The sequence below is a fragment of the Mangrovicella endophytica genome (assembly GCF_002893625.1).
Classification (GTDB): Bacteria; Pseudomonadota; Alphaproteobacteria; order Rhizobiales; family Rhizobiaceae; genus Mangrovicella; species Mangrovicella endophytica.
The window spans coordinates 325,258-341,338 of sequence record NZ_PKMZ01000001.1 but is presented as its reverse complement, the minus strand read 5'-3'; the positions used below and the strand labels follow the sequence as shown (position 1 = coordinate 341,338).

At 65.8% G+C, this 16,081-nt stretch carries 16 protein-coding genes; 4 read left to right on the top strand and 12 right to left on the bottom strand.

The genetic code is table 11. From position 1 onward, the window contains the following. Window positions 1-154: 154 nt before the first annotated feature. A complete protein-coding gene (locus tag C0R46_RS01555) occupies window positions 155-1,372 on the top strand; it encodes an MFS transporter (protein WP_102957822.1) in 1,218 nt (405 codons plus the stop codon). A 34-nt stretch (window positions 1,373-1,406) separates the two neighbouring features. On the opposite strand, the gene recO is transcribed toward C0R46_RS01555, so the two are convergent. From recO to rpoZ, 9 genes are all read right to left on the bottom strand, one after another. Continuing rightward, window positions 1,407-2,153, bottom strand: a complete 747-nt coding sequence (gene recO / locus C0R46_RS01550) for a DNA repair protein RecO (protein WP_102957821.1) — start codon at window positions 2,151-2,153, stop codon at window positions 1,407-1,409. A 62-nt stretch (window positions 2,154-2,215) separates the two neighbouring features. Further along, on the bottom strand, window positions 2,216-3,142 hold the full coding sequence (gene era, locus C0R46_RS01545) for a GTPase Era (protein ID WP_280953001.1): 927 nt from the start codon (window positions 3,140-3,142) through the stop codon (window positions 2,216-2,218). Window positions 3,143-3,177: 35 nt separating this feature from the next. After that, window positions 3,178-3,894, bottom strand: coding sequence for a ribonuclease III (gene rnc, locus C0R46_RS01540; RefSeq protein WP_102957820.1), 717 nt, complete (start codon window positions 3,892-3,894; stop codon window positions 3,178-3,180). Beyond that, on the bottom strand, window positions 3,882-4,616 hold the full coding sequence (gene lepB / locus C0R46_RS01535; protein ID WP_102957819.1) for a signal peptidase I: 735 nt from the start codon (window positions 4,614-4,616) through the stop codon (window positions 3,882-3,884). The genes rnc and lepB overlap by 13 nt, the downstream gene beginning before the upstream one ends. A gap of 114 nt (window positions 4,617-4,730) precedes the next feature. Further along, window positions 4,731-5,129 carry a holo-ACP synthase gene (acpS, locus tag C0R46_RS01530; RefSeq protein ID WP_102957818.1) on the bottom strand — a complete coding sequence of 133 codons (399 nt, stop codon included), beginning with the start codon at window positions 5,127-5,129 and terminating at the stop codon, window positions 4,731-4,733. Further along, window positions 5,126-5,725 carry a DUF2062 domain-containing protein gene (locus C0R46_RS01525; RefSeq protein ID WP_102957817.1) on the bottom strand — a complete coding sequence of 200 codons (600 nt, stop codon included), beginning with the start codon at window positions 5,723-5,725 and terminating at the stop codon, window positions 5,126-5,128. Before C0R46_RS01525 ends, acpS begins: the two co-directional genes overlap by 4 nt. A gap of 158 nt (window positions 5,726-5,883) precedes the next feature. Beyond that, on the bottom strand, window positions 5,884-6,462 hold the full coding sequence (gene pyrE / locus C0R46_RS01520; RefSeq protein WP_102957816.1) for an orotate phosphoribosyltransferase: 579 nt from the start codon (window positions 6,460-6,462) through the stop codon (window positions 5,884-5,886). 95 nt (window positions 6,463-6,557) lie between these two features. Then, window positions 6,558-8,780, bottom strand: coding sequence for a RelA/SpoT family protein (locus C0R46_RS01515; protein ID WP_102957815.1), 2,223 nt, complete (start codon window positions 8,778-8,780; stop codon window positions 6,558-6,560). 108 nt (window positions 8,781-8,888) lie between these two features. Continuing rightward, window positions 8,889-9,296: a DNA-directed RNA polymerase subunit omega gene (rpoZ, locus tag C0R46_RS01510; protein WP_102957814.1), complete on the bottom strand. Its 408-nt coding sequence runs from the start codon at window positions 9,294-9,296 to the stop codon at window positions 8,889-8,891. Between the two features lie 332 nt (window positions 9,297-9,628). On the opposite strand from rpoZ, the gene C0R46_RS01505 reads away from it, so the two are divergent. Together C0R46_RS01505 and C0R46_RS01500 are read left to right on the top strand one after the other, a co-directional pair. Next, window positions 9,629-10,222, top strand: a complete 594-nt coding sequence (locus C0R46_RS01505) for a LabA-like NYN domain-containing protein (protein ID WP_102957813.1) — start codon at window positions 9,629-9,631, stop codon at window positions 10,220-10,222. A gap of 20 nt (window positions 10,223-10,242) precedes the next feature. Next, window positions 10,243-10,926 carry a uracil-DNA glycosylase gene (locus C0R46_RS01500; RefSeq protein WP_102957812.1) on the top strand — a complete coding sequence of 228 codons (684 nt, stop codon included), beginning with the start codon at window positions 10,243-10,245 and terminating at the stop codon, window positions 10,924-10,926. A gap of 76 nt (window positions 10,927-11,002) precedes the next feature. Here the strand turns inward: C0R46_RS01500 and C0R46_RS01495 are convergent, their stop codons facing one another. The 3 genes from C0R46_RS01495 to dapA form a co-directional block, all read right to left on the bottom strand. Next, window positions 11,003-11,677 carry an outer membrane protein gene (locus C0R46_RS01495; protein ID WP_245413421.1) on the bottom strand — a complete coding sequence of 225 codons (675 nt, stop codon included), beginning with the start codon at window positions 11,675-11,677 and terminating at the stop codon, window positions 11,003-11,005. A 431-nt stretch (window positions 11,678-12,108) separates the two neighbouring features. Next, window positions 12,109-12,582, bottom strand: coding sequence for an SsrA-binding protein SmpB (gene smpB / locus C0R46_RS01490; RefSeq protein WP_102957810.1), 474 nt, complete (start codon window positions 12,580-12,582; stop codon window positions 12,109-12,111). An 83-nt stretch (window positions 12,583-12,665) separates the two neighbouring features. Further along, window positions 12,666-13,547 carry a 4-hydroxy-tetrahydrodipicolinate synthase gene (dapA, locus tag C0R46_RS01485; protein WP_102957809.1) on the bottom strand — a complete coding sequence of 294 codons (882 nt, stop codon included), beginning with the start codon at window positions 13,545-13,547 and terminating at the stop codon, window positions 12,666-12,668. Window positions 13,548-13,915: 368 nt separating this feature from the next. Between dapA and C0R46_RS01480 the strand changes: the two genes are divergently transcribed. Continuing rightward, entirely contained in the window at window positions 13,916-16,048 is a 2,133-nt protein-coding gene (locus C0R46_RS01480; protein WP_425349854.1) for a lytic transglycosylase domain-containing protein, read from the top strand. Window positions 16,049-16,081: the final 33 nt, after the last annotated feature.

Genomic DNA, 16,081 nt, shown 5'->3' with positions numbered 1-16,081 from the left:
GACAGCCCATCGTCGCTCATGCTGCGGCTGGCGTGTGTGCTGGATGTCTGCGCGCCGCATCCATTCAAACTTGTCATCAACCCATCAGCGCGGCGCGGTTCCTCCCCCGCCGAGCACGGCGTATAGACGAAGCTGACACGCAGGGATCCCCCACATGACTGCGACTGCACGGCATTCGATACCCTGGACCATGATCCTGTCCGGCTGCGTCATCGCGATGATGACCTTCGGGCCGCGCTCCGCGATCGGCTTCTTCCAGCTGCCGATGCTGGCCGACCGCGGCTGGAGCCGCGAGGAGTTCGCGCTCGCCATCGCCGTCCAGAACCTCTTCTGGGGCGTCGGGCAGCCGGTCTTCGGTGCCATTGCCGATCGCTTCGGCACGGCGCGCGTCCTTGTCATCAGCGGCCTTCTCTATGCCGTCGGCCTCGCCCTGACGGCGGTCGCACCCTCGCCTCTCTGGCTCACCATCGGCGCCGGCGTCCTTGTTGGCCTTGCCGTTGCCGCCGGCTCCTTCGGCATCGTGCTCGCGGCCTTCGCGCGGCACGTTCCGGCGGAGCAGCGCTCCTTCGTCTTCGGGCTCGGCACTGCGGCGGGCTCGGCCGGCATGTTCCTGTTCGCGCCGCTGAGCCAAGGGTTGATCGCCCGCTTCGGCTGGTCCGACTCGCTCATGATCCTGTCGCTGATGATGCTCGCGATCCCGCTGCTGGCGCTGTTTCTGCGCGGCCAGAGGAATGCCGAGGCCGCCATGCGGGCGGAGATCCGGCAGAGCGTCGGGGATGCCATCCGCGAGGCTCTTGCGACCCGCGGCTACGTGCTCCTGACCTCGGGCTTCTTCGTCTGCGGTTTCCAGGTCGCCTTCATCACCGCGCACTTCCCCGCCTATATCGCCGATCTCGGCATCGCGCCGGTCTGGGCCGTGGCGGCGCTGGCGCTGATCGGCTTCTTCAACATCATCGGCTCGCTCGGTGCCGGCGCGATCGGCCAGCGCTATTCCAAGCCCTACTTCCTCGCCCTGATCTATCTCGGCCGCTCGATCGTGGTGACGATCTTCATGCTCGTTCCGGCTTCGCCCGCGACGATCGTGATCTTTTCCGCCGTGATGGGGCTCCTCTGGCTATCCACCGTGCCGCCGACCAACGCGCTGGTCGCGGTCATGTTCGGAACGCGCCATCTCGGCCTTCTCGGCGGCCTCGTCTTCCTGTCGCACCAGATCGGCTCGTTCCTCGGCGTCTGGCTCGGCGGATATCTCTACGAAACGATGGGCTCCTACGATCCCGTCTGGTGGCTCGGCGTCGTCCTCGGCATCGCGGCGGCGCTGCTGCACCTGCCGATCGCCGAGCGTCCGGTCGCGCGCGTACCGCAGCCGGCCTGAAGTCGCCGGCCGTTGCCGCCATTGGCGGGAAGCCTCAGGGCTCCTCGACGGCTGGCAGCGCGGCAAGCCTGCGGATCGCCGTCAGGATCGCATTGCGGGATGAGGATTCCTCCAGGCCGCGCGGCTCATAGACATGGCGGCGCAGAAAGAAGCCGGTGAGAGCGAACCCCTCCTCCAGCTCGGATCCCGCCGCCCGCTGGTCGGAGGCTCTCAGGAAGGCCGGCAGCGCCAGCAGCTTGTCATGCCACGGCGCGCCAGCGTCCCGGCTGACCGCCCGCCCGCTTTTCGGCGAGACATAGACGAGGTCCTCGCGCGTGCCCGTCGCCGCGCAGCGGTCGAGATCGAGCCCGAAGCCGAGCTCCTCCAGCAGCAGCACCTCGAAGCGCAGGATCAGCTCGCCGGCATCGCTCGCGTCTTCCAGATGGTCGAGGATCAGCCGCAGGCCGTCGTAGAGCCGCGGATGCGGGTCGCGCTCGGGCAGCAGACGCAGATGCGCGGCGAGAAGCTGGACGCCGTGCAGGCCGACGCCGCTTTCCATCAGGCGGGCGGCGCGCAGCTCCACCGGCTCCAGCACCAGCGTTCCCATGTGCTCGTCGAGACGGGCGCGCCAGAGCGCGTCGACTTGGTTGCCGGGCTGCAGGACGGGCTGCTGCTTGCGGGAGCGGCCACCCCGAACGAGGCCGAGATGACGGCCGCGATCGCGCGTCATCAGCTCGGCGATGACGCTGGTCTCGCCATGCCGGCGCACACCGAGGACAATCGCCTCCTCACGCCATTCCATGATGGCACCCGCCTACGATCAGAGCGACTGCGCGGCGCCGGACACTCCGGACGCCATGCGCTCTACTTGGAGAAGTCGAGGCCCATCTCGCGATAGCGCTCGGGATCATCGCCCCAGTTCTCGCGGACCTTCACGAACAGGAACAGGTGAACAGGCTGCTCGGCGGCCTCGGCGATCTCCTTGCGCGCCGCCTGCCCGATAGCCTTGATCGTCTCGCCCTTGTGGCCCAGCACGATACGCTTCTGGCTCTCGCGCTCGACATAGATGGTCTGCTCGATGCGCACCGAGCCGTCCTTGCGCGCTTCCCACAACTCGGTCTCGACCGTGGAGGCGTAAGGGAGCTCCTGATGCAGGCGCAGATACAGCTTCTCGCGGGTGATCTCAGCGGAAAGCTGGCGCAGCGGCAGGTCGGAGATCTGATCCTCGGGATAGTACCAGGGTCCCTCCGGCAGGCGCCCGGCGAGAAAGTCCATGAGGTCGTCGCAGCCGGAGCCGGTCAGCGCCGAGATCATGAACACCCGCTCGAACTCGGCGCGCCCGGAGATCTCCTGCGCCAAGCCGAGCAGGCGCTCGCGCTTCATCCGGTCGACCTTGTTGAGGAGCAGCACTTTCGGCTGGCGCACCTCCTTCAGCCGCTCCAGGATCGTCTCGACCTCCTCGGAAATACCGCGGTCGGCATCGATGATCGCCAGCACCAGATCGGCGTCCTTGGCGCCGCTCCAGGCGGTGCGCACCATGGCGCGATCGAGCCGGCGCTTCGGCTGGAAAACGCCTGGCGTATCGACGAAGACGATCTGCGTCCTGTCGCGGATGGCGATGCCGCGCACCAGCGCGCGCGTCGTCTGCACCTTGTGGGTGACGATCGACACCTTGGTGCCGACGAGCTGATTGACGAGCGTCGACTTACCGGCATTTGGCGCGCCGAGCATGGCGACGAATCCCGAGCGCGTTCCGCCGCTCTCCGGCGCCACTGCATCGGTCTTCGCCACAGATGCCGTCACCGGCGCTTCATTGGTCTCGTCGCTCAACTCTCGTCCTTCCACACGCCCTCGCGGGCGAGGATCACCATGGCCGCCTCCTGCTCGGCGAGCCGCTTGGAGCGGCCTCGCCCCTCGGCCGGCTCGACATCCGCCACCACCGCCTGAACGGTGAAGACCGGATCGTGATCCGGGCCGCTGCGGTCGAGCACTTCGTAATGCGGCGTCGTCTTGGACTGGGAATGCGCCCATTCCTGCAACGCAGTCTTCGGATCGCGCCGCGCCTTCACGGCCGCCGTCAGCCGATCGCTCCAGAAGCGAAGCACGAATCGACGCGCCGCCTCCAGCCCCTCGGCGAGATAGATCGCCGCGATCAGCGATTCCACGACGTCGGCGCGGATGTTGCGGGTGTGCTCGCCGCGCAGCTTCTTCAGGTCGCCGCCATGACGGATATAGGCGTGGAGACCAATCTCGTCGGCGACCTCCGAGCAGGTCTCGGCGCTGACGAGTGAATTCAGCCGTAGCGACAATTCACCCTCGTCGGCCTTCGGGAACATCTCGAAGAGCTTCTCAGCAACAACGAGGCCGAGCACGCGATCGCCGAGAAACTCCAGGCGCTCATAGCTCGTCGACGCGCCGTTCGCGGGCTTTAGGCTCGCATGCGTCAGCGCCCGCTCGAAACGGGCGCGGTCGCGTTCCGCGATGGCGATGCCGATCCGCTCGGCCAGTTCGTCGAGCGGCTTCTCGGCCTTCAACCGAGCCATGTCAGGATACGACTCGGCCGCATCTCGCTCGGCCACTGCCAGATTTCCAGCGGTGAGGTGTCGTTCTCGATGGAGAAGAAGATCACCCGCGCCTTGCCGACGAGGTTCTCGGCCGGGACATAGCCGACGTCGAAGCGGCTATCGAGCGAGTTGTCGCGGTTGTCGCCCATCATGAAATAGTGCCCGTCCGGCACCACGAACTCGCGGGTGTTGTCGCCGGTGGAATTGGGGTTGAGGTCGAGCGTGATGTAGCTGACGCCGTTCGGCAGCGTCTCGCGGAACTGCGGCACCTTGGTGCCGTCCTCGGCGGTGAACTCACCGGCCGCCTCGCGCGGAACCGCCTTGCCGTTGATGAAGAGGACGCCGTCCTGCACCTGCACCCGGTCGCCCGGCAGGCCGATCAGCCGCTTGATATAGTCGGTATCCTCCTGCCCAGGCTTGCGGAACACCACGACGTCTCCGCGCGTCGGCTCGGAGCCGAGGATGCGGCCATCGAAGAGGTCCGGCGACAACGGCAGCGAATACTTGCTGAAGCCGTAGCTCCACTTGGAGACGAAGAGGTAGTCGCCGACAAGCAGCGTCGGCATCATCGATCCCGACGGAATCGAGAAGGGCTGGAACAGGAAGGTGCGGATCACCAGCGCCAGCAGAAGCGCCTGGACGATGACCTTGATCGTCTCGCCGACGCCGCCGGCTTCCTTGCGTTCGGCCTGATCGACCATGCCATGTCCTCGTAAAATGGCGTTCGGCGCGTTGATCGCCGCAGACGCTGGCGCCTTGTTAACGGTTCGGAGGGGCTCGATCAATGCGAGCGGCCAGAGTGGCGCCTGCCGAACTCAGGCCGGCAGCGCCTCGATGATAACAAAGGCCTGCGCCAAGGGATCATCATCCGTCAATGTGACATGGATGCGCGGCTGCATTCCTGCCGGCATGATCTGCTCCAGGCGACGCAGCGCGCCGCCTGTCAGACGCATGGTCGGCGCGCCGCTCGGCAGGTTGACGACGCCCATGTCGCGCCAGAACACGCCTTGGGACAGACCGGTGCCGAGCGCCTTGGAGCAGGCCTCCTTGGCTGCGAAACGCTTGGCATAGGACGCGGCGCGATTGGCGCGGCGGTCGGATTTTGCCTGCTCCACTTCCGTGAAGACGCGGTTCGTGAAGCGGTCGCCGTGCCGCTCCAGCGTCCTGGCGATGCGGCGGATGTCGATGAGATCGCTGCCGAGCCCGATGATCATGACAGGTGCTCCTCTGGGATGGATCCGCCTCTGATCGTCCGGGGGCGCTGCTGCATGTCAGCGAGCAGTCGCTGCGAGCGATGGCGCTGGAAGCTCCGCGCAGCCCAGAAGACGAGGCCGTAGACGAGGAGCGCCGCCGCGCCGCCGATCGGCAGGGCACCGACCAGCATCGGTTTCAGGAGCGGCGTCCAGACCGCCCAGAAATCCATCGACGCCAGTGCGGCCGCGAGGTTGATCGACGTCTCGCCCGCGACCGGGCGCGCATTCAGGATGAGATGCCCGACCTCGTAGGTCGCGGCCCAGATCAGCGGAAACGTCGCGGGGTTGCCGATCATCGTCCCGAGCGCGGCGGCAGCCATGTTGCCCGAGATGCAGAAGGCGATCGCGAAGGCGATGACGAAGTGGAAGCCGACAAAGGGCGTGAAGGACGAAAAAATGCCCGCAGCCATGCCGGCCGCGATCGCATGCGGCGTCGCATGCAGCCGCAGCACCCGCTTCTTCAGATACAGCGCGGACCGGCCAAAGGAGCGGCGCGGCCAGAGCCACGTCCGCATCCGGGCGCCGAAGCCCTGCTTTTCCCGCCGCCTGAACAACATCGGCGACACGTCTCCCTGAGCTTGGCTCCGCCGCGAAGGCGCGAAGCAATGGAGCACGAGATATGGGCCGCAGGCCCCCGCGCTCCTAGAGCGATCAATGGATTAGTTGGCGAGCCATCCTTGTCGCCGCCGCCGCGGTCGGCTTCAACCAGCTGTCCTCAGAGTGAGCGGCTGCCCGGCTTGACCGGCGGGATGGCGGCGAGCTCCGGCGGCAGAGCGTCGGCGGGATAGGCCGGCACCTCGTATTCGGCAAGCGCGATCAGCGGCACGCCGACATCGGCTTTTCCGGCCGAACGGTCGATGATGCAGGCGGCCGCCAGCACTTCGGCGCCGAGACCGCGCATGCATTCGATCGTCTCGCGGATGGAGAGGCCCGTGGTGACGATATCCTCGACGATGACGATCTTGGCGCCGGGCTCGATCTCGAAGCGGCGGAGGCGGAAGACGCCCGCTTCGCGCTCGACCCAGATCGCCGGCACCTTCAGGTGGCGCGAGGTCTCGTAAGCCGGAATGAGGCCGCCGACGGCCGGGCCGACGACATAATCCGGCCGCGTGCCGAGCGCGTCCTCGATCCGCTTCGCCAGCGCCCGGCACAGCTCCTCCGTCAGGTCCGCATGCATGAAGACGCGCGCCTTCTGCAGGAAGACAGGGCTGCGCAGGCCCGAGGTGAGGATGAAGTGACCTTCCAGATAGGCTCCGGCCTTGCGGAAGATGGCGAGGACGTCGTCGCTGGTCATGGAAAGCCCTGCTGCGGATGCGGTGGGCGAGCCTTAGAACCTTTCCTCAAGAGGTGGAAGGCTCAGCTTGGCGACAGCGGCCGCTCTCGCTCCCCTCAGCCGTTCATGCGCGAAACTTCCGATACGCAGGGCTTGGCGCGCAGCTGGCTGAGCGTGCGGTTGAGATGCTGGAGATCCCACACTTCGAGGTCGACGATCATGCGGGTGAAGTCTTCCGCCATCGCCGTCATCGACAGGTTGTGGATGTTGACGTCGTTGGCCGCGATGGTCTCGGCGACCTCCGCCAGGGTTCCCGGTTCGTTGATCACGGCAAGCGCGATGCGGGCGGGGAAGCGCGTGTTCATCCCGGCATCGATATCCCAGCGCACGTCGACCCAGTTCTCCGGCTCGTCGTCGAAGGCGATCAGCGCGGGCGACTGGATGGGATAGATGGTGATACCCTTCCCCGGCTCCAGGATGCCGACGATGCGATCGCCCGGCACGGCGCCGTCCGGCCCGAACCTCACCGGCAGATCGTCACCGACGCCGCGGATCGGGATCGCGTCGGTGCCCGGCTCGCCCGAGCCGTTGGTGGCCAGCCCGGGCACGCGGAAGATCATGCCGGCGGCCGTGTCGATGTTGAACCAGCCCTTCTCGCCGCCAGGGCCAGGCACCCGTTTCGCCCGAGAATCCTGATAGTCCGGATGAACGGCGCGCAGCACGTCCTGCGAGGAGAGTTCGCCGCGCCCGACCGCCGCCAGAGCGTCCTCGATGTCGCGGTGGCCGACCTTGCCGATCAGAGGCTTCAGCGCGTCGCGCGAGAAGCTCTTGCCGGACCGCGCGAAGGTGCGCTCCAGAATCTGCTGGCCGAGACCGGAATATTGCCGGCGGATGGAAATACGCGCGGCGCGTCGGATCGCCGAACGGGCCTTGCCGGTGATGGCGACGCTCTCCCAGGCCTGCGGCGGCGTCGCGCCCTTGGCGCGGATGATCTCCACCTCGTCGCCGTTGCGCAGTTCGGTGACGAGCGGCATGGTCCGGCCGTTCACCTTGCAGCCGACGCAGGTATCGCCGATGTCGGTGTGGACGGCATAGGCGAAGTCGATCGGCGTCGCGCCGCGCGGCAACGCGATCAGGCGTCCCTTCGGCGTGAAGCAGAAGACCTGATCTTGGAAGAGCTCGAGCTTGGTGTGCTCCAGGAACTCCTGCGGGTTATCGGCTTCGGCGAGCAGTTCGATCGTGCGCCGCAGCCACCCATAGGCGTTGGAGTCCTTGGAGAGGACCACGGGCTTGTTCTGATCGAACCCGCCATCCTTGTAGACGGCGTGCGCGGCGATGCCGTAGTCGGCGATCTCATGCATCTGCTGCGTGCGGATCTGCAGCTCGACACGCTGGCGCGACGGGCCGACGATGGTGGTGTGGATCGAGCGGTAATCGTTCTGCTTCGGGGTCGAGATGTAGTCCTTGAAGCGCCCTGGCACCGTCGGCCAGGTGCGGTGGATGATGCCGAGGGTCCGGTAGCAGGCATCCTCGTCGCCGACGATGACGCGGAAGCCGAAAATGTCGGAAAGCTGCTCCAGCGACAGCGCCTTGCGCTGCATCTTGGAGAAGACCGAATAGGGTTTCTTCTGCCGGCCGGTGACCTTGGCTTCGATGCCGTTGGCGTGGAGACGTTCGGTGAGATCGCGCTCGATCGTCTCGATCGTCTCGGCATGGCGCTCGCGCAGCTCGGCGAGACGCTCGGTGATGGTGTCGTAGGCTTCGCGGTTGATGTGGCGGAAGGCGAGGTTCTCCAGCTCCTCACGCATGCCCTGCATGCCCATGCGCCCGGCGAGCGGCGCATAGATGTCCATCGTCTCGTGCGCGATCCGGGCGCGCTTGTCCTCGCGCATGTGGCCGAGCGTGCGCATGTTGTGCAGCCGGTCGGCGAGCTTGACGAGGAGAACGCGGATGTCGTCGGCGACCGCCAAGAGGAGCTTGCGCAGGTTCTCCGCCTGCTCGGCCTTCTTCGAGACGAGGTCGAGCCGCTTCAGCTTGGTCAGGCCTTCGACGAGCTGGCCGATCTTGCTGCCGAAGATCTGGTCGATCTCCTTGCGCGTCGCGTCGGTGTCCTCGATCGTGTCGTGCAGCAGCGCGACGGCAATCGTCGCCTCGTCGAGATGCATTTCGGTGAGGATCGCCGCGACCTCGAGCGGGTGCGAGAAGTACGGATCGCCGGAGGCGCGCATCTGCGAGCCATGCTTCTGCATGGCGTAGACATAGGCGCGATTCAGGAGGCCTTCGTCGAGATCGGGCTTGTAGGCCGCTACCCGCTCGACGAGTTCATACTGCCGCATCATGGATCGATACGATCACCCGCAATGAAAAAGGGTGCCTCGCTGACGCGAAGCACCCTCCCGATATAGGTCGTCCGCGCCGTCCGCCGATAGGGCAGACGGGCCATACAATCAAAAATCGTCGTTCTTTTCCGGTGGGATAAGTCCTTCGATGCCGGCGAGGAGATCGTCTTCCGACATACGGTCGAAGGCGATGTTGTCGTCGGCCTCGTCCGCATCGGACGCGATCGCCCCCGCCTCGCCTGCAGCCACCGCGGGAACGGAGGGTGCCTGCGGCTCCGGCTCGTCAACTTCGACATGCTTCTGCAGCGAGTGGATCAGATCTTCCTTCAGATCGCCCGGCGACAGCGTCTCATCGGCGATCTCGCGCAGGGCGACGACCGGATTCTTGTCGTTGTCGCGATCAACGGTGATGGGCTGTCCCTGCGAGATCTGGCGGGCGCGATGGCTGGCGAGCAGAACCAGCTCGAAGCGGTTCTCGACCTTATCGACGCAATCTTCCACGGTGACGCGGGCCATGGCCTGTCTCCCAAACACATGAATTCGAAGAGATAAGCCGCTCCCTTAGCGGTTCCGCGACGGCAGCACAAGGGCGGGCTTGGGTTCTGTCAAGCCTTTTCGACGCATTCGCACGATCAGACAGCGAGGCCTCTTACGTCCCGCCGGCAAAGGCGGACCGGCCGATGCTCGCCCGCGTCATCGCAGCGCATCGGCAGTTGGCAAGGCGCAGCTCACAGACTAAATTCAGGCCACCGCCATTAAGCGGTGCAGCGCATCATGCACAGGGCCACGATCGTTCCGGGGCTTCAGCGCTCCGTCCTTATCCACTTTGCCTGACACGAAAGACTTTGATGTTCGATTCGCGCGAAAAGATCGCCCTCTTCATCGATGGAGCCAATCTCTACGCCACGTCGCGGGGCCTTGGCTTCGACATCGACTACAAGAAGATGCTCCTGGCCTTCCAGAAGCGCGGCTATCTCTTGCGCGCCCACTACTACACGGCGCTAATCGAGGATCAGGAATATTCCTCCATCCGGCCGCTGATCGATTGGCTCGACTACAACGGCTACCGGGTCGTCACCAAGCCGGCCAAGGAGTTCACCGACCAGACCGGCCGTCGCAAGGTGAAGGGCAACATGGACATCGAACTCGCCATCGATGCCATGGAGCTGTCCGACACGGTCGACCATTTCGTGCTGTTTTCCGGCGACGGCGATTTCCGCTCGCTGGTGGAGGCGCTGCAGCGCAAGGGCCGCAAGGTCTCGGTCGTGTCGACGCTGCAGACCCAGCCGCCGATGATCTCCGACGACCTGCGGCGACAGGCCGACAACTTCATCGATCTCGCCAGCCTGCGCGCCGAGATCGGCCGCAATCCCGCCGAGCGCGAGGCACGCCTGCAGCGACGCGTCGAGGTGGAGGAGACGGCTGACGAGGACGAGGACTGATCGTCCCGACCGCCACGACGATGCAGCCCGATCTTGTAACCGCCGTCCATGCGGCGGAGCCCTCCGGTGACTGTCCGCTGTGCCCGCGCCTCGTTGCCTTCCGTGAGGAATGGCGGCTGCGGGAGCCCGACTGGCACAACGCGCCGGTTCCGAGCTTCCTGCCGCCCGAGGGCGCGGACGCCGTGCGTCTGCTCGTCGTCGGCCTCGCCCCCGGCGTGCGCGGCGCCAACCGGACGGGGCGTCCCTTCACCGGCGACTTTGCCGGAGACCTCCTTTATTCCACGCTCACCCGCTTCGGCTTTGCCAATGGCCGGTTCGCGGCGCGCCCCGATGACGGGCTGGAACTGATCGAGACGGCCGTCACCAACGGCGTTCGCTGCGTGCCGCCGGAGAACAAGCCGACCGGCGCGGAGATCAACACCTGCCGCCAGTTCCTCACGCCGACGATCGCGCAGTTCCCGAAACTGGCTGCGATCGTGACGCTCGGCCGCATCGCGCATGAGACCACGGTGCGTGCGTTGGGCGGCAGGCTGTCCGCGGCGCCGTTCAGCCATGGCGGCGCCAGCGACGTCGGCGATCTCCGCGTGTTCTCGAGCTATCACTGCTCGCGCTACAACACGAACACCGGACGCCTGACGGAAGCGATGTTCGTCGACGTCTTCTCGAGCGTTGCCGGATATCTATCCGAAAGCCCTTCCCCATGATTCTCTACGGCCTCAAAGCGGGACCGGAACGCGTCCGAGCCCGCTAACCTCACATCTTCCGCAGTGCGCTGTAGGATCAGAACCGGTAGTTCAGACCCAGCTTCACCGTATGAACATCGACATCCATGGACGAGTCGTAGGTATTGCCGAAGCTGTCGGTGCCATCGAGATCGAGGTTGCCGAAGTCCATGTACATGTACTCGCCCTTGATGCTCCAGGCATCCGAGACTAGGACCTCGAGGCCGCCACCGATGGTCCAGCCGGTCAGTGTCTCATCCTCGTGCATATCAATCAGCCCGAGACCGCACGCTCCGGTGTCGCAATCGTCGACGATGGATCCCTCGGCGTTGAGGAACGCTACGCCGCCCTTGCCATAGATGAGGATCCGGTCGGTTCCAAAGCCGAGGCGCGCCGTCACCGCGCCATAGAGATCGCTGTCGAAGCTGGCGACCGTGTCCCCGCCGTAGATCTCCGTCGAGTTGGGATCGACATCGGACTCATCGAGGTCGAGATAGCCGATCTCGCCCTCGACGCCGAAGACGATGTTGCCGGCCTGCCAGTTGTAGCCGGCCGTGACGCCGCCAAAGAACCCATCTGCATCTAGTGAAAAGTCGTCAGTGTAGGGATCGTTGAAGAAGAAGCCAGCATCATCCGAATATGGCTCTGACACATCCACTTCGCTCCAGCCATAGCCGGCAAACAGGCCAACATATCCTCCAGCCCATGTCGACGTTACCGGAGCCAATGGCATAGCATCGACGGTTTCCTCTGGCATATCCGCTGCCATCGCCCCGATGGAACAAAGGACACTGCCTGCCAACGCTGCTGTAAACGATGCAAATCTGCACATACCTTTTTCCCCATGCCGTTAAGTGATCTGATTGGATATCCTGCACGTGACTCGAAACCACGGCATCCTGATCTTGATCTCAAGCAAAGAAAAGCGTAGTCGACCGAACGGTCGACTGAACATGCAGAAAAGTGACATGTGTATTGCGGCGGCAACACCGCTCGTCGATCTCGGCAGCTTCGATCCCGTCGGTGCTGCAGAAGGAATGCTGGCCGTCAGCGGTCAAAGCTGTCCAGAGGTTCGCGCCGCGTGGTCTCCGAGCGCGGCGTCAGCCAGCGGCTCTGCAGGCAGGATTGGCGGCCCCTCTGTCCAGCCTTTGGAGCTTGCCAGCCTCAGCCGCGGTCCTTCAGCAGGCGCTGCTTCTGGCGGTTCCAGTCGCGCTCCTTCTGCGCCTCGCGCTTGTCCGGGGCGTTCTTGCCGCGGGCGAGCGCCAGCTCCAGCTTTGCCCGGCCGCGATCGTTGAAGTAGATCTTCAGCGGCACCAGCGTCATGCCGTCGCGCTGTACGGCGCCGGCCAGCTTGTTCAGCTGCGTCTTGTGGACCAGCAGCTTGCGGCGACGCTTCGGCTCATGATTGAAGCGGTTGGCCTGTAAGTATTCCGGCAAGTTGGAATTGATCAGCCAGAGCTCGCCCCCCTCTTCCGTCGCATAGGACTCGGCGATCGACGCCTTGCCTTGGCGTAGCGACTTGATCTCGGTGCCGGTCAAAGCAAGCCCCGCCTCCAGCGTGTCGATGATCTCGTAGTGAAAGCGCGCCTTGCGGTTTTCCGCCGCGATGTTGGAGGTGGGCTGTTTCTTCTTGGCCATGGCGCGTGCACCTGTTGCGGACGCCCGGTGCGGGCGTCCGTCGTCGTCGTGATCCCGTCAGATGCGTATCAGCGACGGCAAGGTCAATTGAGCAGCCCGGCGTGACGCAGCGCATCGTCGATCAGCGCTCCCGTCGCAGCCTCCACCGGCACCATGGGCGAGCGCAGATTGTTGCCGATCTGGCCGAGGCGCGAGAGCGCATATTTCGGGCCAGACGGGTTGGGCTCGGCGAAGAGCGCCTTGTGCAGCGGCATCAGCCGGTCCTGAATGTCGAGCGCTGCCTTGTAGTCGCCGGCCATCAGCGCCGTCTGAAACTCAGAGCACAGCCGCGGCGCGACGTTGGATGTCACGGAAATGCAGCCATGGCCGCCCTGGGCGGCGAAACCAAGTGCCGTGGCATCCTCGCCAGACAGCTGGATGAAGTCCTTGCCGCAGGTGATGCGCTGTTCCGAGACCCGGTCGAGCTTGGCCGTCGCATCCTTCACGCCGACAATGTTGGAGAAGTCGGCGGCAAGCCGCCCCATCGTCTCCGGCAGCATGTCGATGATCGAGCGCGGCGGGATGTTATAGATGATGATCGGCAGCGAGACGGCCTTGGCGATCGCGGCATAGTGAGCATAGAGGCCGCGCTGGCTCGGCTTGTTGTAATAGGGCGTGACCACCAGGACGCCGTCGGCGCCGGCCTTCTCCGCGAAGCGCGCAAGATCGATTGCCTCAGCGGTGTTGTTGGAGCCGGCACCGGCAATCACCGGAACGCGGCCACCGGCGACCTCGATGCAGAGTTCGACCACGCGCTTGTGTTCGTCATGCGTGAGTGTCGGGGTCTCGCCGGTCGTACCGACCGGGACGAGGCCGTGCGTCCCTTCGCTGATCTGCCACTCGACGAAGCGGCGAAACGCGGCCTCGTCGACGGCGCCGCCTTCCGTGAACGGGGTGACCAGCGCGGTCATCGAGCCCTTGAACATTTCACATCACTCCCTGCGGCCTTGCGGCCGGCATACGGCGTTTCGCCCGGCAAAGATCGCGCTTGTTTCGAGACCTTCCGGCAGCGTCGTGAACAGCATCCCGGACGATGGTCATGAGGACAACGGCTTTACGCCTTTGGCCGCGGCACCATAGTTAAGCCCAATGGCTGAGACAAGCATGGCAGAGAGGCGACTGGCCGCAGGAAATCCGTGCTTTACGATGTCTTCACCCCGATTGTGAGAGGTTTGCAAACCATCCCGCCGGCGGCCTCATCGTGCGCCCGGCACTGCACCCGCGTCGAGAGGTTGTCATGACTGCCAAGAGCGCACCAAAGCGGATCGTGCTGTCGGCGGTCGCCGCAACGATGATGGTCAGTGCAGCGCCGGCGCAGGAATGGGGCCTGCCGCTGCTCGGTCCGGTCCCGTCCGCCAAGCCGATGGCAACGGATTCCGGCATCGCCTTCGATCCGTCGCGTTTCGGTTCGGCGCCGGCCGTGCGTGCGGCAAACCCGATCCCGGCCATGCGCGCTCCCGCCCCGGCGCCGATGCCTGGCGCCTCGAGCGCCTTCACGGCATCCATCAGCTCGATGTCCGCACGGCCGAGCGATCTGCGGCCGGTCGCCGGCGAACTGCGCGACGGTCTGCAGGCGCTGGCCAGCTACGACGTGCGCAAGGCGCGGTCGATCCGCGAAGGCATGATGCCGGGCTCACTCGACCGCCACATCCTCGCCTGGGCCATCGCTCTGCAGGGTGGCAAGGACGTGCCGGCTGTGGAGATTGCCCGCGCCGCGTCTGAGCTCGACGGCTGGCCGGGCATGAAGACGCTGCGCGCCAACAGCGAGAAGGCGCTGTATCGCGAGCAGCCGCCGGCACGCGATGTCGTTGCTGCCTTCTCCTCCACGCGGCCCGAGACCCCGGAAGGCGCGATGGCACTCGCCCGCGCTTATCTGGAGTTCGGTCAGGCCGGCAAGGCGAAGGCGCTGATCGCCGGCGTCTGGCGCAACGAGAAGCTGGATGCCGGGACCGAGAAGAAGATCCTCGACCAGTTCGGCAGCCTCCTGACCCGCGGCGACCACAAGTACCGTATGGACAAGCTGCTCTATTCGGAGCGGGTGACCGACGCCGGTCGCGTCGCCGGCATGGCGGGTGCGCGCGAGCTATATGCCGCCCGCGCGGCCGTGATTCGAGGCGATAGCAAGGCTGCGGCCCTGATGAAGGCCGTGCCCTCCTCGCAGCGCGGCGATCCCGGCTATCTGCTGGCGCAGGTCGAACTGCTCCGCAAGGCCGACAAGGTCGAGGACGCCGCGCGGGTGCTCCTCAAGGCGCCGCGCGACCGCGACACGCTCGTCGATCCCGATGCCTGGTGGAACGAGCGCCGGATCATCGCTCGCGATCTCCTCGATCTCGGACGTACGCGGGACGCCTACCGGATCGCAGCCGCCCATTCGGCGGAGAACTCCACCGAGGCGGTGGAAGCCGAGTTCCATGCCGGCTGGATCGCGCTGCGCTTCCTCAACGATCCCTCGACCGCCTCCAAGCACTTCGCCCGCATCGCCGAGCTCTCGGCCAAGCCGCTGTCGCGCTCGCGCAGCTATTACTGGCTCGGCCGCGCCGCCGAGGCTGGCGGCTCGGGCAGCGCCGGCGGCTACTACAGCAAGGCGGCCCATTACGGCGCCACCTTCTACGGCCAGCTCGCCGCGGCGCGCCTGGGCCATCGCCCGCAGCCAGTCGTCTTCCCGAAGGCATCCGATGCCGAGCGGCGGCGCTTCGAATCGCGCGAGGCCGTGCGCGCCATCCGCCGCCTGGAGCAGATCGGCTTCGAGCGGCGCGCCAACATCCTCTACAACAACCTTGCCGACGAGCTCGACAGCCCGGGCGAGTTGGCGCTCCTCTCGGTCATGGCGGAGCGTCGGGGCGACCATCACCTCGTGCTGCAGGTCGGCAAGCAGGCCTACTGGCGTGGCGTCGATGCACCAGCCCTCGCCTTCCCGATCGGCGTCATCCCGGCCAGCGCCAACATCTCGGCCTCCGGCAAGGCCCTCGCCTATGCCATCGCGCGCCAGGAAAGCGCCTTCAATCCCAGCGCCAAGTCGGGCGCCGGCGCCCTCGGCCTGCTGCAGCTGATGCCAGGTACCGCGAAGACCGTGGCGAAGAAGGCCGGCATGTCCTACTCCGCCGACCGGCTGATCAGCGACCCCGGCTACAATGCCACGCTCGGCAGCCGCTTCCTCGGCGAGCAGATCGACAATTTCGACGGATCCTACGTCCTGACCTTCGCGGCCTACAATGCCGGTCCGCGCCGGGCCCGCGAGTGGATCGGCCGCTTCGGCGATCCGCGCGGCCAGTCGATCGATCAGGTGGTCGACTGGATCGAGCGTATCCCCTTCACCGAGACGCGCAACTACGTGCAGCGGGTGATGGAGAACTATCAGGTCTACAAGATGCGGCTCGGCGCTCCCGTGGATGTGGAGCAGGATCTGCGCTACGGCCGGCAGGGCTGAGGCACGGCACCCAATAAGGCGGCGACCGCCTCA